16 protein-coding genes and 1 pseudogene are annotated in these 23,604 nt (G+C 69.4%); 13 read left to right on the forward strand and 4 right to left on the reverse strand.

Annotated elements, in window-relative coordinates; genetic code table 11:
* Window positions 1-185: 185 nt before the first annotated feature.
* Together ACFYWM_RS35550 and ACFYWM_RS35555 are read right to left on the reverse strand one after the other, a co-directional pair.
* Complete coding sequence (locus tag ACFYWM_RS35550) at window positions 186-3,503, reverse strand: discoidin domain-containing protein (RefSeq protein WP_389923167.1); 3,318 nt, start codon at window positions 3,501-3,503, stop codon at window positions 186-188.
* Between the two features lie 46 nt (window positions 3,504-3,549).
* Window positions 3,550-5,673, reverse strand: coding sequence for a ThuA domain-containing protein (locus ACFYWM_RS35555; protein ID WP_389923170.1), 2,124 nt, complete (start codon window positions 5,671-5,673; stop codon window positions 3,550-3,552).
* Between the two features lie 670 nt (window positions 5,674-6,343).
* Between ACFYWM_RS35555 and ACFYWM_RS35560 the strand changes: the two genes are divergently transcribed.
* Together ACFYWM_RS35560 and ACFYWM_RS35565 are read left to right on the forward strand one after the other, a co-directional pair.
* Window positions 6,344-9,100 (forward strand): hypothetical protein, encoded by a 2,757-nt coding sequence (locus ACFYWM_RS35560; RefSeq protein WP_389923173.1) that lies wholly within the window; start codon window positions 6,344-6,346, stop codon window positions 9,098-9,100.
* Window positions 9,101-9,592: 492 nt separating this feature from the next.
* On the forward strand, window positions 9,593-10,267 hold the full coding sequence (locus tag ACFYWM_RS35565) for a DivIVA domain-containing protein (protein ID WP_389923175.1): 675 nt from the start codon (window positions 9,593-9,595) through the stop codon (window positions 10,265-10,267).
* A 58-nt stretch (window positions 10,268-10,325) separates the two neighbouring features.
* On the opposite strand, the gene ACFYWM_RS35570 is transcribed toward ACFYWM_RS35565, so the two are convergent.
* Window positions 10,326-10,820, reverse strand: a complete 495-nt coding sequence (locus ACFYWM_RS35570) for an Lrp/AsnC family transcriptional regulator (protein WP_344745451.1) — start codon at window positions 10,818-10,820, stop codon at window positions 10,326-10,328.
* 193 nt (window positions 10,821-11,013) lie between these two features.
* Here ACFYWM_RS35570 and ACFYWM_RS35575 point away from each other — a divergent pair, with 193 nt between their 5' ends.
* The 11 genes from ACFYWM_RS35575 (at window position 11,014) to ACFYWM_RS35625 (ending at window position 23,411) form a co-directional block, all read left to right on the forward strand.
* On the forward strand, window positions 11,014-12,471 hold the full coding sequence (locus tag ACFYWM_RS35575; RefSeq protein WP_389923177.1) for a gamma-aminobutyraldehyde dehydrogenase: 1,458 nt from the start codon (window positions 11,014-11,016) through the stop codon (window positions 12,469-12,471).
* A 25-nt stretch (window positions 12,472-12,496) separates the two neighbouring features.
* Complete coding sequence (locus ACFYWM_RS35580) at window positions 12,497-13,642, forward strand: ABC transporter ATP-binding protein (RefSeq protein WP_389923180.1); 1,146 nt, start codon at window positions 12,497-12,499, stop codon at window positions 13,640-13,642.
* Between the two features lie 43 nt (window positions 13,643-13,685).
* On the forward strand, window positions 13,686-14,894 hold the full coding sequence (locus tag ACFYWM_RS35585; RefSeq protein ID WP_389923182.1) for a spermidine/putrescine ABC transporter substrate-binding protein: 1,209 nt from the start codon (window positions 13,686-13,688) through the stop codon (window positions 14,892-14,894).
* A 42-nt stretch (window positions 14,895-14,936) separates the two neighbouring features.
* Entirely contained in the window at window positions 14,937-15,788 is an 852-nt protein-coding gene (locus tag ACFYWM_RS35590) for an ABC transporter permease (RefSeq protein WP_389923185.1), read from the forward strand.
* On the forward strand, window positions 15,785-16,633 hold the full coding sequence (locus ACFYWM_RS35595) for an ABC transporter permease (protein ID WP_389923187.1): 849 nt from the start codon (window positions 15,785-15,787) through the stop codon (window positions 16,631-16,633). The genes ACFYWM_RS35590 and ACFYWM_RS35595 overlap by 4 nt, the downstream gene beginning before the upstream one ends.
* 236 nt (window positions 16,634-16,869) lie before the next feature.
* Window positions 16,870-18,264, forward strand: a complete 1,395-nt coding sequence (locus ACFYWM_RS35600; RefSeq protein WP_389923209.1) for an NAD(P)/FAD-dependent oxidoreductase — start codon at window positions 16,870-16,872, stop codon at window positions 18,262-18,264.
* A gap of 125 nt (window positions 18,265-18,389) precedes the next feature.
* Complete coding sequence (locus ACFYWM_RS35605; RefSeq protein WP_389923189.1) at window positions 18,390-19,277, forward strand: alpha/beta hydrolase; 888 nt, start codon at window positions 18,390-18,392, stop codon at window positions 19,275-19,277.
* A 5-nt stretch (window positions 19,278-19,282) separates the two neighbouring features.
* On the forward strand, window positions 19,283-20,491 hold the full coding sequence (locus ACFYWM_RS35610; protein WP_389923192.1) for an N-acetylglucosamine kinase: 1,209 nt from the start codon (window positions 19,283-19,285) through the stop codon (window positions 20,489-20,491).
* Window positions 20,492-20,617: 126 nt separating this feature from the next.
* Complete coding sequence (locus ACFYWM_RS35615; protein WP_389923195.1) at window positions 20,618-21,784, forward strand: DUF418 domain-containing protein; 1,167 nt, start codon at window positions 20,618-20,620, stop codon at window positions 21,782-21,784.
* Window positions 21,785-21,792: 8 nt separating this feature from the next.
* Window positions 21,793-22,125, forward strand: a complete 333-nt coding sequence (locus ACFYWM_RS35620; protein WP_389923198.1) for a hypothetical protein — start codon at window positions 21,793-21,795, stop codon at window positions 22,123-22,125.
* A gap of 68 nt (window positions 22,126-22,193) precedes the next feature.
* Entirely contained in the window at window positions 22,194-23,411 is a 1,218-nt protein-coding gene (locus ACFYWM_RS35625; protein ID WP_389923200.1) for a cation:proton antiporter, read from the forward strand.
* Between the two features lie 22 nt (window positions 23,412-23,433).
* Here ACFYWM_RS35625 and ACFYWM_RS35630 read toward each other — a convergent pair.
* Window positions 23,434-23,604: pseudogene (locus ACFYWM_RS35630) on the reverse strand (IS5/IS1182 family transposase); the annotation flags it as partial.

Below are 23,604 nucleotides of genomic sequence, written 5' to 3' on the forward strand. Positions count from 1 at the left end.
CGCTCGTCGCCGGTTACCGGTTCGCTGTCGTTCGTCTCACTGTCCGTACCTCCGGGAAGGCGGGAACGGAGACGGAGACCCCGCGTGAACGCGAGGTCTCCGTCGGTGCGCCGGACCTGTGCGCCGGACCTGTGCGCTGACCTGTGCGGTGTTACGCGCCGCCGTCCGGCTTCGTGTTCACGGGGTCAGCTGCCGTAGACGTCGAGGTCCCACAGGGAGTAGCCGTAGGCGGGCAGGCCGCGTTGGGTGCCGTACACGCGGACGTAGCGGCCGGTGCCGGTGACGGTGAGGTCGTCGACGCCGCCGTCGGAGGCGACGGTGGAGTAGATGTCGGTCCAGGTGGTGTTGTTGGTGGAGGTCTGGACCTGGTAGGCCTTGCCGTAGGCGGCCTCCCAGTTCAGGCGGACCCGGTTGACGGAGCGGGTGGCCCCGAGGTCGACGGTGATCCACTGCGGGTCGCTGTAGACGCTGCTCCAGCGGGTGGCGGGGTCGCCGTCCACGGCGTGGGAGCCGACCCGGCCGTTGCCCTCCTCGACGCTGCTGGTCGTGACCGGCCTGCCGACGGACAGCAGTGTCGAGGGCGAGCCGGTGGGGGTGCCGTAGACGTTGAGGTCCCACAGGGAGTAGCCGTAGGCGGGCAGGCCGCGTTGGGTGCCGTACACGCGGACGTAGCGTCCGGTGCCGGTGACGGTGAGGTCGTCGACGCCGCCGTCGGAGGCGACGGTGGAGTAGATGTCGGTCCAGGTGGTGTTGTTGGTGGAGGTCTGGACCTGGTAGGCCTTGCCGTAGGCGGCCTCCCAGTTCAGGCGGACCCGGTTGAGGTTGTAGGTCGCGCCCAGGTCGACGGTGATCCACTGCGGGTCGGCGTAGGCGCTGCCCCAGCGGGTGGCGGGGTTGCCGTCCACCGCGTTCGATCCGGCGTGCGTGCTGCCGCCCTCCACGCTGGAGGTCGTGACCGGCTTGCCCCGCGCGAGGTCGCCGCCGGGGTCGGGGTTGCCGGGCGGGGTGCTGGCGCCCGGACCGGTGAAGGTGTAGCTGTCCAGGTCGTACAGGGCGCCGGTGCCGGTCCCGGTGAAGACGATGTACAGGTCGTGGGTGCCGTCGTCGGGCTTGGTGACCGGGGCGGTCACCTCGGCGTAGTTGTCCCAGCCGCCGGTCCCGCCGACCGTGAGGCGGGCGACCTCGGGGCCGGTGGGCGAGTCGAAGCGGAACGACAGGGTGCCGCCCGCGTTGGCGGAGGAGACGCGCGCCTTCACGCCGGTGATGCCCTTGAGGCTGACGGCGTGGTGCTTGACCCACTCGCCGTTCTGGATGTCACCGAGCCGCCTGGCGCCCTCGGCCGCCGCCTGGTCGACGACCCTGGGGCCGTTGAGCTGCGCGTAGTGCTCGGCCTGCCACTGCTTGGGCCAGAGCGTGATCTCCTTCTCGCCGGTGAGCGGGACGGAGCCGGTCGCGCCGCGGTCGGTGTAGCTGCTGCGGATCACGAAGAACTGCACGGCGTCGAGCCCGGCGTGGATCGGGCCGGTGTTCACCGTGAAGCCGCAGCCGGTGCCCTGGCCCTCCTCGTGGGCGTGTTCCTGGTGGCCGAGCGCGGCGCGGATGACGACGTCGGCGCACGCGGGCGTGCCGTCCTGCGCGTCGGTCGCGGTCGCGGTCGAGACCAGGTCGTCGCCCCAGCTGTACATGCCCCCGGCGGGCAGGCCGTTCAGCGTCACCGTGGGCCGGTTGTTGCCGACCACGACGGGGATCACCACGGTCCCGGTGCGGTTGCTCGGGTCCCTGACGGTGAGCCTGGCCCGCTTGTCGCCGTTGGTCGTGTAGGTGTACGAGGGGTTGGCGGCGGTGGAGTCGACGGTGCCGTTGTCGTCGAAGTCCCAGGCGTAGGTGAGCGCGTCGCCGTCGGGGTCGGAGGTCCCGGCGCTGGAGAAGGTGACCGCCAGCGGGGCGAGCCCGTTGTCGCGGTTCACGGTGGCCTGGGCGATCGGGGAGCGGCCGCCCTGCACATGGTTGATCTTGTAGAGGCCGGCGTCGGCGGCGCCGGAGAAGTAGCCGCTGCCGTACTCCAGCAGGTAGAGCGAGCCATCGGGGCCGAACTCCATGTCGATGGGGTGCACGAGGTTCATCCCCGCGAGCACCGGCTCGATGACGGTCGGCGCCCCGGTCGTCGGGTTGCCGTTGTCGAACTGGACCTCCTTGATCCAGTTACGGCAGTACTCGGAGATCAGCAGCTTGTTGTCGTAGTAGGCGGGCCACTTCACGTCCGAGACGAGGTTCGGGTCGTAGTGGTAGACCTCGGCGTGGTTGGGAGAGCCGCAGCCGCCGGGGTTGTCCAGGGCGGGCCACTCCTTGCTGCCGCCGTGCTGCTCCCAGACCAGCGCGGGCTTGGTGGGGGGCAGCTGCTGGAGGCCGGTGTTGCGCGGCGAGTTGTTGACCGGCCCGGTCGTGCCGCCGCAGGGGAACCAGCCGCGCGGGGCGTTGGCCGCGAAGTCCCAGTCGTTGTAGGCGACGTTGGGACCGCCGCAGTAGGGCCAGCCGTAGTTGCCGGGCCCGGTGGCGCGGTTGAACTCGTCGTAGGCGGCCGGTCCGCGGTTGGCGAGGGTCGCGTTCGCGTCGGGGCCGACCTCGCCCCAGTGCAGGGTGTTGTTCGACTTCTTGTCGACCCAGATCCGGTACGGGTTGCGGGTGCCCATGACGTAGATCTCGGGCCTGGTCTGCGCGGTGCCCGGGGCGAAGAGGTTGCCCGCGGGGATGGTGTAGGTGCCGTTGTTCTCCGGGTGGATCCGGTTGATCTTGCCGCGCAGGTCGTTGGTGTTGCCGGAGGTGCGCTGCGCGTCGTACTGCGGGTTGCGGCTGGTGCGCTCGTCGATCGGGGCCATGCCCGCCGAGTCACCGCCGGAGTTGGTGTTGTCGCCGACGGCGAAGTACAGGTTGCCGTTGCTGTCCCAGCTCATCGAGCCTGCCGAGTGGCAGCACAGCTCGCGCTCGGTGGGCCACTCGATGATCATGTCCTCGCTGGCCGGGTCGAGGACGTTGGTGGTGGTGTTGAAGGTGAACCGGGAGATCCGGTTCACCAGCGGCGTCACCTTGGGGGAGTAGAAGAGGAACACCCAGCGGTTGGTGGCGAACTGCGGGTGCAGGGTGATGCCGATGAGCCCGTCCTCGAAGCGCGCGTCCAGCTGGAGCGTGAGCGCCACGGTCGTGGCCTTCGTCGCCGGGTTGTAGAGGCGGACCTGGCCGCCGCCGGAGGTGGTGCCCCGGTTGATGTAGAGGACCTTGCCGTCGGGCAGGACGGAGAGCTCGATGGGCTCGCCCATCGACAGCCCGCCGTCCAGCTTGACCTTCTCGAAGGCGCTGGTCGGCGGGGGAGCGGCGGCAGCGGAGGTGCCGTTACCGAGTGTGGAGGCCGCGGCGGCGGTGGTGGTGCCGGTGGCTCCCGCCGTGGCGGTGGCGAGAGCGAGGACCGCGACGCCCAGGGCCGTGCGAAGGCGCGTGAAACCTAACACGAAGGTCTCCAGGGGGGTGAAAAGGCAGATGCGTGCGGGAGGGGTGTCAGGTGCCGTAGACGTCGAGGTCCCACAGGGAGTAGCCGTAGGCGGGCAGGCCGCGCTGGGTGCCGTACACGCGGACGTAGCGGCCGGTCCCGGTGACGGTCAGGTCGTCCACCCCGCCGTCGCTCGCGGTGGTGGAGTAGAGGCTGGTCCAGGTGCTGTTGTCGGTGGAGGTCTGCACCTGGTACGCCCTGCCGTAGGCGGCCTCCCAGTTCAGCCGGACCCGGCTGATCGAGCGGGTGGCCCCGAGGTCGACGGTGATCCACTGCGGGTCGGCGTAGGCGCTGCCCCAGCGGGTGGCGGGGTTGCCGTCCACCGCGTTCGCCCCGACGTGCCCGCTGCCGGTCTCCACGCTGGAGGTCGTGACCGGCCTGCCGGTGGACAGCAGCGTGGGCGTCGAGGTGGCGGGGGTGCCGTAGACGTTGAGGTCCCACAGCGAGTAGCCGTAGGGGGCCAGGCCGCGCTGGGTGCCGTACACGCGGACGTAGCGTCCGGTGCCGGTCAGGGTGAGGTCGTCGACGCCGCCGTCCGAGGTGGTGGTGGAGTAGGCGTTGGTCCAGGTGGTGTTGTTGGTGGAGGTCTGCACCTGGTACGCCCTGCCGTAGGCGGCCTCCCAGTTCAGGCGGACCCGGTTGAGGTTGTAGGTCGCGCCCAGGTCGACGGTGATCCACTGCGGGTCGGCGTAGGCGCTGCCCCAGCGGGTGGCGGGGTTGCCGTCCACCGCGTTCGCCCCGACGTGCGCGCTGCCGGTCTCCACGCTGCTCACCGTGACCGGCTTGCCCTGCGCCAGGTCGGTGGCCGGAGGGTTGGAGGGCCCGTCCTGCTTGATGCGGATGTTGCGGTAGCTGATGTCGAGCCCGTCACCGTCGTTCTGGACGCCGATGTAGCCGTTGGCGATGTTCCGGGTGCTCGTGTAGTCGTTGATCTTGGTGCCGTTGAGGTAGATCTCGACGCGCTGCCCGTGCACCGCGATCTCGTAGGTGTTCCACGAGCCGGGCGGGTTGAGCGCCGCGTCGCGCGCGGCCGTGTCGGGCGCCTTGAAGCTGTAGACGCTGCCCGTGGTCCGGGTGGGGTCGGCGTCGCTGGCGTCGATCTGGATCTCGTGTCCCAGGTTGACCGGCTGCCAGGGGTCGTTCCCCGGGTCGGGGAAGCCGATGAAGACGCCGCCGTTGTCGTCGCCCGGCATCATCCAGTCGAGCTTGAGCGAGTAGTTGGAGAAGGTCGAGACGGGGTACCAGAGCAGCCCCATGCCGCCGACCGAGGACAGCGTCCCGTTGGCCAGGGTGAAGCTGCCGGCGCCGGCCTGCCGCCACCGGTTCAGGCTGGCCTGCGTGCCGTCGAACAGCGACGTGTAGCCGGTCTCGGGACGGCAGTCGGCGGCCTTCGCCCTCGCGGCGACCTGGATGCCGCCGAGCAGCATCTTCGTGAAGTTCGGGTCGGCGTAGGACTCGTCGGTGTGACCGAGGCCGGTGTACCAGGCCCGCCCGCCCTGGTAGTCCTGGCACCAGGTGATCGGGTGGTCGGAGCCCATCACGCCGCCGCTGTAGGACGACTCGTCCAGGTTGGCCAGCACCTTGACGGCGGTACGCGGGTTGGCGCGGTAGTCGTACCACTCGTCGGTGCGGGTCCAGGTGGGCGCCAGGTGCGAGGTGGACGGGTTCGCCCGGTCCTCGACGCGGATCGTCGCCTGCTGGGTGGCGGGGTGGGCGCGGAAGTACGCCCCGACCAGGCCGCCGTACCAGGGCCAGTCGTACTCGGTGTCGGCCGCGGCGTGGACGCCGACGTACCCGCCGCCGCCCGCGATGTAGGACTGGAACGCGGTCTGCTGCGCCGCGTTGAGCACGTCGCCGGTGGTCGACAGCCAGATGACCGCCTGGTACTGGGCGAGGTTGGCGGTGGTGAAGGCGCCCGCGTCCTCCGTGGCGACCGCGGTGAAGCCGTTCGCCGCGCCGAGCTGCTGGATGGCGGAGATCCCGAAGGGGATGGAGGAGTGCCGGAAGCCGGCTGTCTTGGAGAAGATGAGGACCTTGGTCAGGGGAGCCGCCGAGGCGGTGCCGGGCAGCAGCGCGATGGCTCCGGTGATCATGACGGCCAGCGCGAGGAGAACCCGCGAGATCCGGCGCATACGTCTACTCCTAGGGGGAGAGGAGCGCGCCGCCGCACCTGGTGACAACCTTTCGGCGGAGACGTCGAGACATTCGCCGCCGTACGACAAAAGATTCGCACGGACCAACGAAAGCGTCAATGCATTGGTAGCGCTAACAGGCGATTCGTCTCTTGATGATCTTGATACATCGGATGTATTTATTTGCGTTACGCTGTAATTTCCGGACGAGATGGACAAAATACGGCCTGGTCAGCGAGTCATCGCGATCGAGAGAGTGCATTTTTCTTGTCCAAAGGGGATATTTCGCGCCTTGACGTTCACAGACGTCCGATGTTAACTACGGCTGACAGATCCGATCTACCGAGTGTGAAAGCAGGCCCGGCCTGTGACCGCAGGTGTCCCGGTGGCGGATCTGTACCCACGGGGAAGTCAGGGAGCCGCCGCCGGTCGCCGATTGCCGGCGGCGGCTCCCTGACTCCCCGGCGTGCTCCCTGCACCACGTCACCCGCCCACCGGAACGTTCGCCGATCCGGAAGGCCTGCCGAGCCAGGACGTCCGCTGATCCGGGACGCCCGCCGATGCGACCCGCCCTTCCCGGGCGGTGGCGCCGGCCCGCGGGTGGGTGAGTCGCGCGCTTGGTCAAGGCGGGGCGGCGTGGCCGCCGTCCCGGTGGCGATTAAGGATGATCATGTCGAGAAAACCAGTACGCCTGTTGTTCATGTGGTTCCTCGTCACATGCCTGGCCGCGGTCGGCCTGGCCGTGCCGGCGTGGGCGGCACCGGGTGACACGGCCTTCGACCAGGCGGCCGGGGCGCTGAGGGTCGACCACGGGTCGTACCTGTCGAAGCACGACATCGTCTACAACCGCCCCAACACCAACCCGATCCAGGGCCTCACCGTCGGCAACGGCCGCACCGGGGCGATGGCCTGGAACCAGAACGGCCTCACGATGCAGGTGTCGGGGGTGGACCTGTCGCAGCAGTCGACCTACGCGGCGGGCCTGGCGAACCTCAGCACCAGCCCGGCCATGGACACCGGGTACACGACCTTCCAGCAGCGGCTCTCGCTGTACGACGGGACGCTGACCACCAAGTACGACTCCAACCGGACCGTCACCGTGATGGGATCGCCGAACTCCGAGGTGATGGGCATCCACGTCGAGGACACCCGGGGCGGCGTGTCCAACGTGGCGTTCGACCTCAGCATGTGGGACCCGGCCACCGTCCAGAACATCGCGGACGTGCCGGACCTGAACACCTGGCGGACCATCTCCACCTTCTCCGACGCCGGCGTGGCCGGGTTCAGCCGGGGCCAGACCGACGCGAACGGCTTCGGCTACACCATGGCCGCCACCGTCGAGGGCGCGAACTTCACCACCCAGGTCGTGAACGGCAGGAACGTGCGGCTGAACATCACGCCCACCTCCAGCTACACCATCTGGTTCACCGCCGCGAGCCGGATCAACGCCCCCAACCGCGACTCGGTCGCCCAGGCCCGCAGCCAGCTCACCGCGGTGAAGAACACCGGCTACACGACCACGTACAACAACTACCGCAACTGGTGGCACGCGTTCTGGGAGAAGTCGTTCGTCCAGTACTCCAACTCCAACCGTGACGCGGACTATCTGGAGAACGTCTACTACCTCAGCACGTACATGATCGCCGCGGGCGGCTACGGCAACTACCCGGTGCACTTCATCAACGGTGTCTTCCGCGCCACGCAGGACAACTCCAAGTGGAGCAACGCCTACTGGTACTGGAACCAGCGAGACGTCTACAACTCGTTCTTCGCCTCCAACCACACCGAGCTGATGAACGGCTTCAACCGGCTCTACAGCCGTAACTACACCGCGCTGAAGGCGTACACGCAGACGAGGTACGGGATCGACGCGCTGTGGGTGCCCGAGACGATGGGCTGGGACGGCAACGCGCGCGGCACGGTCAACAGCGACTACACCAAGAACATCCTGACGACCGGCTACCAGGCCGCGTACAACATGTACCTGCAGTACCGCTACACCAACGACGCGAACTACCTGCGGGACGTGGCGTACCCGTACATGCGGGAGACCGCCAAGCTCTACAAGGGACTGCTGTCCTTCGACGGGCCGACCGGCAAGTACTACATGGCCAACTCCCACTCCCACGAGACGTACTGGAACGTCCGCAACGCGATCACCGACCTGGCCGCGGTGCGCAGCATCTTCCCGCTCACGATCCAGGTCAGCCAGCAGCTCGGCCTCGACGCCGGGCTGCGCGCCGACTGGCAGAACATCGTGAACAACCTGACCGCCTACCCGACCGGCAACGGCGCCTACCTGCCCCACGAGCCGCCGATCTCGCAGACGAGGAACAACGAGAACGTCGCCTCGGAGCTGATCTGGCCGTACAACATCACCGGCATCGGCTACCCCGACTACCAGACCGCGCTGAACACCTGGAACCAGCGGCCGTTCCCCTACGGCAACGTCTGGTCCAACGACGCGGTGCAGGCGGCCCGCCTCGGCCTCGGCGACCAGGCGTACCAGGGCATGAAGACCATGCTGCAGAAGTACCAGAACTACCCCAACGGCATGACGACCAACACCAACGGCGTCTTCGAGTATCTCGGCGTGCACCTGTCGGCGCTGAACGAGTCGCTCATGCAGAGCTACAACGACAAGATCAGGGTGTTCCCCGCGGTGCCGGGCGACTCCTCCTTCGTCGGCAAGTTCACCCTCCTGGCCAAGGACGGCTTCCTGGTCAGCTCCGAGCGCGAGGCCGGGGAGATCAAGTACGTCGGGCTCAGGAGCCTGCACGGCAAGCAGGCCACGGTGGTCAACCCCTGGGGCACCCAGCAGATCCGGGTGCGCCGCGCCTCCGACAACGCCGTCCTGGCCACCGTCTCCACCGGCGAGGTCTCCTTCGCCACCGCCGCCAACACGGTGTACGTCGTGGAGCGGACCGCCAAGCCGCTGAGCGGCTACGCCTCGACGACGCTGACCGGCTCGGCCAACCAGGGCGTCAAGGCCCTGAGCGGCACCGCCTCCACCCTGGGCCTGCCGGGCGGCACCAGCAACGGGACGATCAGCCTGCGCTCCAAGGCCAACGGCCTCTACGTCACCGCCGCCAACGGCTCGCCGCTGATCGCGAACGGGACGTCCACCGGCACGGCGCAGCAGTTCGACCGGGTCAACCAGAGCAACGGCACCGTCGCGCTCCGGGCGAAGGTCAACAACAAGTTCGTGGCCGCGGAGGGCGGCGGTGCCCAGCCGCTGATCGCCGACCGCGACGCGGTGGGCCCCTGGGAGGTCTTCCAGCTCATCACCAACCCGGACGGCTCGGTCAGCCTCCGGGCCCAGGTCAACGGCAAGCTGGTGTGCGCCGAGGGCGGCGGCGCCCAGCCGCTGATCGCCAACCGTGACGCGGTCGGCCCCTGGGAGAGCTTCGACCTGGTGAACAACTGAATCAACTGAATCAACTGAATCAACTGAATCAACCGAATCAGCGGATCTTCGGTAAACCGGGCCCGGCGCGGCACCCCAGCCCGCCGGTCCCGGTCTCCGTCTTATCCGCCGGTCACCCGGCCCTGGTTTCCGCCTTCCCGCCGGTCGTCCGGCCCGCGGTGCCGGTCTTCGTCCTTCCCGCCGGTCATCCGGTCCCGGTCTCCGCCTTTCCCGCCGCTCGGCCGATCCGTGATACCCGGTATCCGGTCCCCGCCTTTTCTTGCAGGTCGTACGGACTGTCACGTCCGGATTTCCTCGCCGTCACGAGAACGCCCGGACCTCGGCGCGTGACGGCGCGCACCCGAGGCCGTTTTCGCGGGCTCCGCGCTCACGTCTGATGTCTCGCTTTTGTCCGGTCATTCCCTCCAGAATGGACACATCGGGTAAAGGCCTGTCGGGGAGACGCGAAAGGACGCGGGTTTGAACCGCTTTCCACGGGTCCTCGGGATTCGCATGGGATATGACACGGACCAGGTGGACCTGCTGGTTCGCAGGATCGAGGGGACCCTCGGCAGGGGCGCCCCGGAGGGCGAACCGGTCACCGCGGATGAGATCCGCGACGCTCGCTTCCGCACCAGGCTCGGCGGCTACAACGAGGTCGCCGTCGACTTCGCCCTTGAGGCCTTCATCGTGGCGATCGAGACCCGGCCCACCGGCACGGACGGGCGCCCGCTCGTCCCCGCCCGCCGTACCGCGCCCGAGAAGCCCGAGCAGTCCGAGCAGTCCGAGCAGCCCGAGGAGCCCGAGCGGGGAGAACACGGGGAACACGGGGAACACGGGGAACACGAGGACCACGAGGAGCACGCCGCCCGGGTCGAGCGGGTCGCCTTCCGGCCGGGACGGCTCGGCATGGGCTACAACGAGGACGAGGTCGACGACTTCCTCGACCGGATCGTGGCCACCCTGCGTGGCACCACCGACACGCCCCTCACCCCCGGCGACGTGCGCGAGGCGAGGTTCGCCACGGTGATGCTGAGGCCGGGGTACGCGATCGGCGACGTCGACGAGTTCCTCGACGAGCTCGCGGACGTCATGGAGCCCCGCCCGGCCGCGGAGGCTTCCGGACCCCGTCCGGCCGGTGACGCACCGGAACCCCGTCCGGCCGGAGAGGCCCCGGAGTCCCGCTGAACCGGCGACGCGCCGGAACGCGTGCCGGAACACGCGCCGGAGCGCGCGCCGGGGACCGTCAGCGGGTGCCCCAGGAGTAGGTCTGTTTGTGAAGCTTGAGATAGACGAAGGTCTCGGTGGCGCGGACGGTGGGGATGGCCCGGATCTTGCCCAGGATCTCCAGGAGATGCTGGTCGCTCTCGCAGACCACCTCGACCATGATGTCCAGCGACCCGGCGGTCAGCACGACGTAGTCGATCTCCCTGATGGCCGACAGCTCGTCGGCCACCGTCTCCAGGTCGCCCTCGCACTTGATGCCGATCATGGCCTGGCGGGGGAAGCCCAGGGTCAGCGGGTCGGTCACCGCGACGATCTGCATCACCCCCGCGTCGAGCAGCCGCTGGACCCGCTGGCGCACGGCGGCCTCGGAGAGCCCCACCGCCTTGCCGATGGCGGCGTACGGTTTGCGCCCGTCCGTCTGCAGCTGCTCGATGATCTGCTTGGAGATCTCGTCGAGGACGACGGGGCCGTTCCTGGCGTCGTTCTCACGGCGAACCTTGGGCGGCGTCGTCATGGGCGCTCCCTGGCGTCATGTTGCGGGGCTGTTGCCGTCATGTTGCGGCTCCGATGCGACATGCTGTCAGTTCCGGTGCTTCTGTCAAGCGATTTCGTAGCAATTTGGTATCTTAACAACGAAATCCCTTGTCGTAGGGCTCCCGCTCTGTAAGAGTCGCGACAACTCAGCCCCGATCCTTAGGAGGCCGACGGTGACCACCCCGGTTGAGACCAACGAACTCCCGCGCCTGCGGAATTATGTCGGCGGCGAACTCGTGGAGGCCAAAAGCGACCGGTTCTCCGACGTCATTGATCCGTGCACCGGAGAGATCTACCTTAAGGCCCCGGTATCGGGTCCGGAGGACGTCGACGCGGCCTATGCCGCCGCCGCGGCCGCATTCGAGTCGTGGAGCCAGGCCACCCCGGGTGAGCGCGCCAACCTCCTCCTCAAGGTGGCCGACGCGATCGAGGCGCGGGCCGAGGAGCTGAACGAGGCCGAGTGCCGCAACACCGGCAAGCCGCGCGCCCGGATGGCCGAGGACGAGACCCCGGTCGCCGCCGACCACTTCCGCTTCTTCGCGGGGGCCGCGCGCACGCTGGAGGGCCCCACGTCGGGCGAGTTCCTCGCCGAGCACACCTCCGTCATCCGGCACGAGCCGATCGGCGTCGTGGGCCAGGTCACCCCCTGGAACTACCCGATGATGATGGCGGTCTGGAAGATCGCCCCGGCGCTCGCCGCCGGCAACACCGTCGTGCTCAAGCCCTCGGACACCACCCCCGTCTCCACGGTCAAGCTGGCCGAGATCCTCGGCGAGGTCCTGCCGAAGGGCGTCTTCAACGTCGTCGTCGGCGACCGGGAGACCGGCGCGCTGGTCGTCGGCCACCCGACCGCGTCGATGGTCGCGATCACCGGTTCGGTCGGCGCGGGCATGGCCGTGGCCAGGAGCGCCGCCGAGGACCTCAAGCGGGTGCACCTGGAGCTGGGCGGCAAGGCGCCCGTCGTCGTGTTCGACGACGTCAAGGACCTCAAGGCCGCCGCGGAGTCCATCGCCACCGCGGGCCTGTACAACGCCGGGCAGGACTGCACCGCGGCCTGCCGCGTGATCGTCCACGAGGACGTCCACGACGAGTTCGTGGCCGCGCTCACCGAGGCGGCGGCCGGCACCGTGACCGGCGACCTCTCCGCCGAGGACGCCCTGTACGGCCCGCTCAACAACGCCGACCAGCTGGCCCGCGTCACCGGCTTCATCGACCGGGTGCCCGGCCACGCCAAGGTCCTGACCGGCGGGAACCGGGTCGGCGACCGGGGTTACTTCTTCGCCCCCACCGTCGTCGACGGCCTCAGGCAGGACGACGAGATGGTGCAGAACGAGGTGTTCGGGCCGGTGATCACCGTCCAGACCTTCTCCGACGAGGCCGACGCGGTCGCCAAGGCCAACGGCGTCAGGTACGGCCTCTCGGGATCGGTGTGGACCTCCGACCACGGCCGGGCGATGCGGGTGTCGAACCGTCTCGACTTCGGCGTGGTGTGGGTCAACACCCACATCCCGTTCGTCTCGGAGATGCCGCACGGAGGCTTCAAGCACTCCGGGTACGGCAAGGATCTGTCGGTCTTCGGCCTGCACGACTATCTGCGCGTCAAGCACGTCATGCACTACATCGGCGAATAGCCGCGAACAGAGGGATAAGCCTGGAATGACCGAGATCCAGGCGGACGCGGAGGCGGCCGACACCGCCTCCCGCCCGCCCCACGTACCCGCAATCGAACTTGACGGGGTCGTCAAGGAGTACGTCTCCCACGGCGAGGTCGTCCAGGCGGTCAAGGGGGTCACCCTGTCGATCGCCGAGGGGGAGTTCTTCTCGCTCCTCGGCCCCTCGGGGTGCGGCAAGACCACCACCATGCGCATGATCGCCGGTTTCGAGGACCCCTCGCGCGGCACCGTACGGCTGCTCGGCCAGGACGTCACCGACGTCCCCCCGAACAAGCGTGACGTCAACATGGTCTTCCAGTCCTACGCCCTCTTCCCGCACATGAACGTCTGGGAGAACGTCGCGTTCGGCCTGCGGCGCAAGAAGGTGGCCGACACCGAGATCAAGCGCCGGGTCGGGGAGATCCTGGAGATCGTCGACCTCACCGGGCGTGAGAAACGGCGCCCCCGGGAGATGTCCGGAGGCCAGCAGCAGCGGGTCGCCCTCGCCCGCGCCCTGGTCAACAAGCCCCGCGCGCTCCTGCTGGACGAGCCGCTCGGCGCCCTCGACCTCAAGCTCCGCCAGGCCATGCAGATCGAGCTCAAGCGCATCCAGCGCGAGGTCGGCATCACCTTCGTGTACGTCACCCACGACCAGAGCGAGGCGCTCACGATGAGCGACCGCATCGCCGTCATGAACGACGGCCTGGTCGAGCAGCTGGGCACCCCCAGAGAGATCTACGAGCGGCCCTCCACCGCTTTCGTGGCGGGGTTCATCGGCACGTCCAACCTGCTCAGCGGCACCGTCGATCGTCTTCAGTCGGGTTTCGCGGTGCTTAAGCTGGGTGATGACGACCACGTCCTCGCCGAGGGCGGATCGTTCCGTGCCGGGGAACCGATCGCGATCACGGTGCGCCCGGAGAAGATCAGGATCACCACGGAGGAGCCCACCGGGGACCTGAGTGTCGTGCGAGGCACGGTCTCGGAGGTGGTCTATCTGGGGCTCTACACCAGTTACACGGTCTCCCTGGCCCACGGCGCGGAGGTGACCGTCTTCCAGCAGAACGCACTCGACAGCACGAGCACGGCGGAACGTGGAGACGCCGTCTGGTTGTCGTGGCTGCCGCACCACTCGTACGCGATCGGAAGTTGAACTCGATATGGACCCCCGCCAGAACCCCGCCTTCCTGCGAGGCATGACGCAGAGCCGTTCCGTCACCCGCCGTGACGCCCTTCGCCTCGGCGGGATGTCGGCCGCGGCTCTCGCCCTCGCCGCCTGCGGCGTGGAGGGCAAGAAGGTGGCGGCCGTTCCCCCGAGAGACGCCGTCGCCGAGTACTGGGGCTCCAAGAAGAAGAACGGCACGCTGCGCTTCGCCAACTGGCCGCTCTACATCGACAAGGAGGGCAAGCGCTACCCCTCGCTGGAGCTGTTCACCGCCGACACCGGCATCCAGGTGGCCTACCAGGAGGCCATCCAGGACAACAGCACGTTCTTCGGCAAGGTCCAGCCGCTGCTCGCCGCCAACAACGACATCGGCTACGACCTGATGGTCCTGACCAACGGCCTCCAGCTGAGCAAGGCCATCGCGCTGGGCTACCTCGTCCCCCTCGACCACTCCAAGCTGCCGAACTTCGCGGCCAACGCGAGCTCCGCGGTGAAGAACCCCACCTGGGACCCCAACAACGCCCACACGGTCCCGTGGACGGTCGGCGTGACCGGCATCGCCTACAACCCCAAGTACGTGGACGAGGTCAAGAGCATCCAGGACCTCTGGAACCCCAAGTACCAGGGCAAGGTCGGCATGATGCTCGACACCCAGGAGGTCGCCAACTTCGGCCTGTTCGCCCTGGGCATCGACCCCGACAAGTCCACCGAGGCCGACTGGAAGAAGGCCGGGGCGAAGCTCAAGGAGCAGCGCGACGCCGGGCTCGTGCGCAAGTACTACGAGAACGACTACGTCGACGCCCTCGCCAGGGGCGACATCTGGATCACCATGGCCTGGTCGGGCGACATCTTCCAGCAGGTCGCCGAGGGCAAGGACCTGAGGTTCGTGGTGCCCGAGGAGGGCGGCACGATCTGGACCGACAACATGTGCATCCCCAAGACCGCGCAGAACCCGGTCGACGCGCTGACCCTGATGGACTACGTCTACCAGCCCAAGATCGCCACGATGCTGGTCGAGTACATCAACTACATCACGCCGGTCTCCTCCGCCAAGGACCTCGTCCTCGCCGACGCGGCCAAGGCCAAGGGCGACGAGCGCAAGGCGCTGGAGCAGATCGCCGAGAGCCCGCTGATCTTCCCCTCCGAGGCGGACATGGCCAAGCTGCGGTCGTACAAGACGCTGACCACCGCCGAGGAGAAGATCTTCGAGGACATCTTCCAGCCGGTCACGCAGGGCTAGGCCGATGAGAGAGCGACTCGGACCGGAAGGGGTCGTCGGCCGGTGAAGCGCCTCGCCCCCTACCTGCTCATCCTGCCCGGCGGCCTCTGGCTCGCGATCTTCCTGGTGGTGCCGATGGTCTTCATGGCCTCGGTCTCCACCCAGGAGGGCAACGTGGTCGACGGCTTCGCCCAGACGTTCAACTTCGCGGTGTACGCCGACAGCCTGGTGCAGTACCAGACCCAGTTCCTGCGCTCGGCGGGGTACGGCCTGGTCGCGACCGTCATCTCCATCGCGCTCGCCTACCCGGTGGCCTACTGGATCGCCTTCAAGGGCGGCAACCGCAAGTCGACCTACCTGCTGCTGGTGCTGCTGCCGTTCTTCGTGTCGTTCGTGCTGCGCACGGTGTCGTGGCGGTTCATGCTCGCCGACGACGGCATGCTGCTGGGGCCGCTGAAGTCGGCGGGGCTGCTGCCCGAGGACTTCCACGTGCTGCAGACGACGTTCGCGGTGATCGGGGGGCTGGTCTACAACTACCTGCCGTTCATGATCCTGCCGATCTACGTCGCGCTGGAGCGGGTGGACCCCAAGGTCGTCGAGGCCGCCCAGGACCTCTACGCGGCCAAACGCGAGGCGTTCACCAAGATCGTGCTGCCGCTCTCGCTGCCGGGCGTGTTCGCCGGGGTGCTGATGACGTTCGTCCCGATGACCGCCGACTACGTCAACGCGGGCATCCTCGGCGGCCCGGAGAACACGATGATCGGCAACATCATCCAGACCGAGTACCTGGTCAACAACGACTACCCGACCGCCGCCGCGCTGTCGTTCACGCTGATGGCGGCGATGCTGGTCGGCATCTTCGCCTACGCCAGGGCGCTCGGCACCGAGAACGTCCTGGAGGCGGCGGCCCGATGAGCGCCATCGACGTCACGGAGGCCCCGGCGGCGGACGCCCCCGCCGGGGGCAGGGCCCCGCGGGCCCGCGGGAGGCTGGGCGACCGGCTGCTCTTCGGCTACGTGTGGCTGATCCTCGCCTGGCTGTTCCTGCCGATCGTCATCATGATCGTGTTCGGCTTCAACGACACCCAGAGCAAGTCGAACGTGACCTGGCAGGGCTTCACCCTCCAGTGGTGGGGCCGCCTGGACGAGTACCCCCAGCTGCTCGAAGCGGTGACCAACTCCCTCAAGATCGCCGTGCTCTCCACGGTGATCACGACGGTGCTCGGCACGCTCATGGGCCTGGCCCTGGGCCGCTACCGGTTCCGCGGGCAGGGCGCCACCAACCTGGTGATGTTCGCCGCGATCGCCTCGCCCGAGCTGGTCATGGGCGCCTCGCTGCTGTCGCTGTTCGTCAGCCTGGGCGTGCAGACCGGCTTCGCGACCGTGGTCGTCGCGCACGTGCTGTTCTCGCTCTCCTTCGTGGCGATCACCGTACGGGCCCGGGTGATCGGGCTCGACCGGTCGATCGAGGAGGCGGCCCGCGACCTCGGCGCGTCCACCTGGACGACGTTCCGGCTGGTCACCTTCCCGATGATCCTGCCCGGCGTCGTCTCGGGCGCGCTGCTGGCCTTCGCCCTGTCCATCGACGACTTCGTGATCACCCAGTTCACCAGCGGCGCCGTCCAGACGTTCCCGCTGTGGATCTGGGGCGCCACCCGCATCGGGGTGCCGCCTCAGGTGAACGTGATCGGAACGCTTATATTCGCGGTAGGCGTCGCCATCGCCGTGGTCAACACGGTCACCGCGCGCCGCCGCACCTAGCCGTCGCCGAGCCCCGTGCCCTCACCGGGTGGCACGGGGCTTCGGTGTACCCGGGTTCCCGGTCGCCCGGGTCCTCGGCGGCGAAGGCCCCGATGGACAATGACCCGGCAAAGAGAAGATTCCCGGCAGAGAACAGGGAGGCGAGATCGGACCCAGGCGGGGGGAACCCGCGCGTGATCTCCGTGACCACGCGATACACACAAAGACAACCTGACTCACGTAGGGAAGTGAGATTTGTGGATCCGCTGAAGGCTCTTGCTGACGCGGAGCGCAAGCCGTACTGGCTCGACAGTCCGGCGAAACCCGAGCCGCTGCCGCGGCTCTTCGGCGAGACCACCGCTGACCTGGCGGTGGTCGGCGGCGGCTTCTCGGGGCTGTGGACCGCCCTGATGGCCAAGGAACGCGACCCGTCGCTCGACGTCGTCCTCCTGGAGGGACGCAGGGTCGGCTGGGCGGCGTCCGGCCGCAACGGCGGCTTCGCGATGGCCACGCTGACCCACGGCATCGCCAACGGGCTGGAGCGCTGGCCCGAGGAGATCTCCACGCTCGAACGCCTCGGCGTCGACAACCTCGACGAGATCGGCGAGGCGATCGCCGGGTACGGCATCGACTGCGGCTACGAGCGCACCGGCGAGCTGCACGTGGCCACCGAGCCGTGGCAGCTGGAGGAGATGAACCGCAACGTCGGCGTCGCCCGCGACCTGGGCGCCCGCTTCGACGTCCTCGACGAGGAACAGGTGCGGGCGGAGGTGAACTCGCCCACGTACATCGGGGGCCACTGGGAGCGCGACGGCTGCGCCATGCTCGACCCCGCCCGGCTGGCCTGGGGGCTCCGGCAGGCCTGCCTCTCGGTGGGCGTGCGCATCCACGAGCGCACGCCGGTACGCACGATGAGGGACACCCCGACGAGCCTGGACCTGATCACCCCGCACGGCAGCGTCAGGGCGCGCAAGGTCGCGCTCGGCACCGGCGTGTTCCAGCCGCTGCTGCGGCGGCTGAAGCACTTCCTGGTGCCGGTCTACGACTACGCGTTGATGACCGAGCCGCTCTCGGACGCCCAGCTGGCCTCGGTGGGCTGGCACAACCGGCAGGGGGTCGGCGACGCGGCCAACCAGTTCCACTACTACCGGCTGACCGAGGACAACCGGATCCTCTGGGGCGGTTACGACGCGGTCTACTACAACGGCGGCATGATCAAGCCCGAGTACGAGCAGCGCGACGAGACCTTCGTCAAGCTGGCGGAACACTTCTCCACCACGTTCCCCCAGCTCTCCGGGCTGCGCTTCACCCACAGGTGGGGCGGCGTCATCGACACCTGCAGCCGGTTCAGCGCCTTCTACGGGCAGTCGCACGGCGGGCGCCTGGCCTACGCGGCCGGATACACCGGCATGGGCGTCGGCGCGACCCGGTTCGGGGCGAACGTCATGCTCGACCTGCTCGCCGGAGAGCGGACCGAGCGGACCGAGCTCCGGATGGTCAAGGAGAAGCCCGTCCCGTTCCCGCCCGAGCCGGTCCGCTCGGCGGGGATCCAGATGACCCGCTGGTCGATCGCCCAGGCCGACCTGCACGAGGGGCGCCGCAACCTCTGGCTGCGCACCCTGGACCGGATGGGTCTCGGCTTCGACTCCTGAGGTCCTCGGGTCTCCCTTCCCGGGCGGTCCCCGTTCCCGCTCACCGGCTCGGGCCGGACGGGCGGGGGCGGGGACCGCCGGGGCGGCCGCTGGCTTCCGCCGCGCGTGCCGTACAGACTTGGAGCATGTCCGAAAAGGTGAAGTTCACCGCCGGAGGGATCACCCTCGTCGGCGACCTGCGGATCCCGGCGGCGCCGGGCCCGCACCCCGCCCTGGTCCTCACGGGCCCGTTCACCGGCACCCGCGACCAGGTCACCGGCCTGTACGCCGCCCGGCTGGCCGAGGCGGGATACGTGACGCTCGCCTTCGACCACCGCAACTGGGGGGAGTCGGGCGGGGAGCCGCGCAACCACGAGGACCCCCAGGGCAAGCTGGAGGACCTGCGGGCCGGGGTCTCGCTGCTGCGCTCGCGCCCCGAGGTGGACGGCGACCGGATCGGCGCGGTCGGGATCTGCCTCGGCGGGGGCTACGCGCTCAGGTTCGCCGCGTTCGACCCCCGGGTGAAGGCTTTCGCGGGCGTCGCGGGGGCCTACAACAATCCGTACGGCATGCGGGCCGGGATGTCACCCTCGGGGTACCAGCGGGCGCTGGCCTCGTTCACAGAGGTGCTGGAGCGCCAGGACGGGGGTGCTGAGGTGGAGTACCTGCCCGCGGTGGCCGAGGAGGGCGAGGCGGCGATGCCGGGCGACGAGCCGTTCGCCTACTACGGCACCTCCAGGGGTGCCTCGGAGCACTGGCGCAACGAGGTCACCCGGGCCTCCGTCCGCGAGCTGATCACCCTGGACAACATGACGGGCGCCGACTTCCTCTCGCCCAAGCCCGGCCTGATCGTGCACGGCGTGGTCGACCGCTTCTGCTCGCCCGAGGGCGCCGAGGAGGCGTACCGGCGGATGGACGAGCCCAAGAGGCTCGTCTGGCTGGACGCGAAGCTGCACATCGACCTCTACGACGCCGAACCGCACGTCACCCGGGCGGTCGAGGCCGTCACCGCGTTCTTCGGCGAGCACCTCTGAACGCGATGTACGTCCTCGGGCTGGACGTCGGCGGGACCTCCTCGCGGGCCCTGCTGCTCGACGCCTCGGGGCGGCGGGCCGGGTACGGCAAGGCGCCCGGCGGCAACCCCGCGGCCCACGGCAACGCCGTCGCGGTGGCCAACATCGGCCGGGCGCTGGAGCTCGCCCTGCACGGGATCGACCCGGGCCTGGTGGCCGGGGCGGTCATCGGGCTGGCGGGCGGCGGGGCGCTGGACCGCCTGGTGTTCGACCCCATGTGGGCCGCCGCGGGCCTGCGCGTCCCGCCCCGGCTCACCGGCGACCTGGGCATCGCCTTCGCCGCCGGTACGGCGGAACCGCGCGGCACCGCGCTCATCGCCGGGACCGGGGCGATCGCCGCCAGGATCGAGGACGGCGAGCCGGTGGTGATCGCCGACGGGCTCGGCTGGCTGCTGGGCGACCGGGGCTCCGGGTTCTGGCTGGGCAGGGAGGCGGCCGGCGCCGCCGCCCGAGCCCTCAGCCGGGGCGAGGCGGGCGGCGGGCTCACCCGCCTCGTCACGGCCGCCCTCCTGGAGGGGGAGACGGCCGGGACGGGGACCGGGTTCGGGTTCGGGTTCGGGATCGGCGAGATGGGCGGTGGTGGCGCGGGCGCGGCGGACACGGTGGGTCCGGCGGGCGTGGCGGGTTCGGCAGGCACGGCGGGCACGGGAGGTTCAGCGGGTTCGGTGGGTTCGGCGGGTCCGGTGGGTTCGGTGGGTTCGGCGGGTCCGGTGGGTTCGGCGGGTTCGGCGGGTTCGGTGGAGGAGATGCGGGCACTGGCGATCAGGCTGGTGGTGCGCGCGCAGTCGCGGCCGCCGCTGGAACTGGCCCGCCTCGCCCCGCTCGTCAGCCGGGCGGCGGTGGAGGGCGACCCGGCCGCCCTGGAGATCGTGTCCACCGCGGCCCGGTTGCTCTGCGAGACGGTGGCCGAGGTCCGCGAGGCGGGGGAGACGAGCCCGATCGTGCTGGCCGGGAGCGTGCTGACCAGCGAGGGACCGGTCGCCTCCGCCGTACGGGAGAGGCTGGGGCCCTCGACGGTCCTGGCGGGCGACGGCGCGGGGGCGGCGGCCTGGCTCGCCGGCCGGAAGGCGTTCGGCTGGGACCCGGCGACGGCGGCCCGGCTGCACGCCCGCGTCGTCTCCGGCGACCAGCCCGGCCCGTTCAGGGCGACCGGCCCGGTTCCACGTCCGATGTGACCTGGTTCGCCGCTGATGTCCGGGCAGGACGGGCCGGAATCCGGGGCCGGTACATACATCGATGTACGTCCCGGATGGGCCTGCGCGACGATGTCCGCGGGCCCGCCGGACGAGATCGTGGAAGGCGTGACAAGTCGCCGAATAGAAGTGCTCGACCTGCTCAGGGGGATCGCCATCGTCGGCACCCTGGGCACGAACATCTGGATCTTCACCGATCCCGGTGGGCCCGCCGACGTCATGGGGGCGCTGGGCCGGCCAGAGACCCTGGAGACTCTCCTCCGCTTCCTCACCAACGGCAAGTTCCTCGCGCTGCTCACCCTGCTCTTCGGGGTCGGGCTCGAACTGCAGTACCGCTCGGCCGCGCGCCGCGGCGTGCCGTGGCCCGGCTGGTACCTGTGGCGGGCCGGGCTGCTGTTCGTCGAGGGCCTGATCCACTACCTGCTGATCTTCGAGTTCGACGTGCTGATGGGCTACGCGCTCGCCTCGATCGTCGTGGCGTACCTGATCGGCAGGAGCGACCGCGCGGTCAAGGTGTGGATGATCACCGTCGGATCGGTGTTCGCCGCGCTGGTCGGCCTGCTCACCGCCGGCATGCTCTCCGCTCCGGCGAGCACGGGCGGGACCTCGGAGCCGTCCAGGCTCTTCTCCGACGGCACCTACCCGCAGCAGGTCGCCGCCCGGATCGAGATGTTCGGCCTCTACCGGATCGAGATCGTCCTCATCGTCCCGATGGGCATCGTGCTGTTCCTGCTCGGCTCCCGGCTGATGCGCGCCGGGGTGTTCGAGGACTCGGAGCGGGGGGCCGCGCTGCGCCGGAGGCTCATGGTCGCCGGGCTCGCGGTGGGCGTGCCGCTGAACCTGGTCACCTCCTTCGCCGGTCCGGGCTGGTTCCTGGTGGACCGCTACCTGCTGCCCCCGCTGGTGGCGCTGGGCCTGCTCGGCCTCGTCGCCACCCTCGCGCGGCGGGCGACCGGCGCCCCCGGCGTGCTGAGGCGAGGACTGACCGACGTCGGCCGTACCGCCCTGAGCTCCTACATCCTCCAGAACCTGGTCGCGTCGGCGCTCTGCTACGGCTGGGGCCTCGGCCTCGCCGCGTCGCTCGACCACCTGCGGCCGTGGTGGGTCCTCGCGGCCTGGGCGGGCATCTGCGCGCTCTTCATGACGCTGTCCACGCTGTGGCTGCGGCGCTTCGAGCGAGGTCCCGTCGAGACGCTCTGGCAGTGGGCGTACCTGCTGCCGCAGGGGCGCCGGAAGAAGCCTGATAAAATAGTAGAAGTTTCCATCGAGCGTTAGGGCATGGTTTGTCGCGGAGGGTCGCCGGCACGGTCGCGGCCCTTCTGCTTTCCCTGATCGCCCTCGTGTACGCCCCGCTGCCGGGGCCCGCCCATCACCCCGCCGTCCCCGGTGCCGCGATCACGCTGGCCAGCGGGGTCGGCTTCGCTCCCTCGACCCCCCACTCGCAGGCCTGCGACCTGTGCCCGCCCGGCCCCGGTCTCGCGCCGCCCGGCCCCCTGGCGAGGGTCGCGCCCCTGCCCGCCCGGCCGGTCCCGGCCACGCACACCCTGTACGACGACAGCTCTCCCCGAGCGCCTCCGTCAAGCGATCAGCAGAGGTTCCTGACCGAGATCGTTTGACGGAGGTTTTTCCATGTTCCACGAATGTGTGTTCGCCATGCCCGCGATCGTCCTCGGGGGAGGGCCGGATGGCACTGGGTGACGCCCTCGTCGCGCTCGGCGGCTCCTTCCTCGCCGCCGGGATCATCGCCAGGCTCGGCACCCGGATAGGGCTGCCGACCATCCCCCTGTTCATGCTGGCGGGCATCATCTTCGGCCCGCACACGCCCGGCCTCGCCCTCGTGGAGAACCCGGCGGACCTGAAGGTCATCGCCGCGCTCGGCCTGATCTTCCTGTTGTTCTACCTCGGGCTGGAGTTCTCCCTCGACGACCTGGTGGCCGGGGGCAGGCGCCTGGTGCTGGCCGGGGTCGGCTACATCGTGCTCAACGTCGGGGGCGGCCTGGCCTTCGGGTTCGCCGTGGGCTGGGGGACCAGGGAGGCGATGGTCCTGGCCGGGGTGATCGGCATCTCCTCCTCGGCGATCGTGACCAAGCTCCTGGTCGACATGGGGCGCCTCGGCAACCCCGAGAGCCGCCTCATCCTCGGGATCATCGTCGTCGAGGACGTCTTCCTCGCGCTCTACCTCGCCGTGCTGCAACCGGTCCTCAGCGGCGCCGACAGTTTCGGCGCCGCCGCGCTCTCCTTCGGGAAGGCGTTCGCCTTCCTGATCGTGCTGACCGCACTGGCGCGATGGGGTACGCGGCTGGTCAACAAGCTGGTCACCACCAGGGACGAGGAACTGCTGGTGGTGATGTTCACCGGCCTGGCGATCTTCACCGCCGGGATCGCCGAGGAGCTGGGGGTCTCCGACGCCATCGGAGCCTTCATGATCGGGCTCATCCTGAGCTCCAGCAGGGCCGCCCCGCGCATCCGGCAGCTCGTCCACCCGCTCAGGGACGCCTTCGCCGCGCTGTTCTTCTTCGCCTTCGGCCTGTCCATCGAGCCGGGCGACATGCTTTCTGTGGCCTGGCCCATCGCGATCGCGGTGCTGGTCACGGTGGTGCTCAACGTCGCGGCCGGGGTGCTGGCGGCGAGGCTCAACGCGTTCGGCAGGGCGGAGGCGGTCAACATCTCGCTCACCGTGCTCTCGCGCGGCGAGTTCGCCCTGGTCCTGGCCACCATGGCGCTGGCCGCGGGGCTGGACGGCAGGCTCGCCCCGTTCATCGCCGGGTACGTGCTCATCCTCGCCCTGCTGGGCCCGCTGGTCGCGAGCCGCTCCGAGCAGATCGCCCGGCTGCTCCCCGGCGGGAGGCGTCGTGCCGAGGCGGACCCGGTGGAGGCCGGGGAACGGGAACCGGTCTCCTAGGGCCTGTACGGGCTTTGAATCTTTAGATGGGTTGAAGGCTTCGGAGCCACACGATGGCTCCGCGTAGATGAAGGCCCGCGAGGTAGCTTTCGGGGGTTTTGTCGAAGCGGAAGGCCAGCCCACGCCACTGCTTGATCTGGTTGATGCAGCGTTCGGCCGTGTTGCGCTGCTTATACAGCTCTGGATCATGGCT

Origin of the sequence: Streptosporangium sp. NPDC002721 (assembly GCF_042888905.1) — a bacterium.
In the GTDB taxonomy this organism is placed as follows: Bacteria; Actinomycetota; Actinomycetes; order Streptosporangiales; family Streptosporangiaceae; genus Streptosporangium.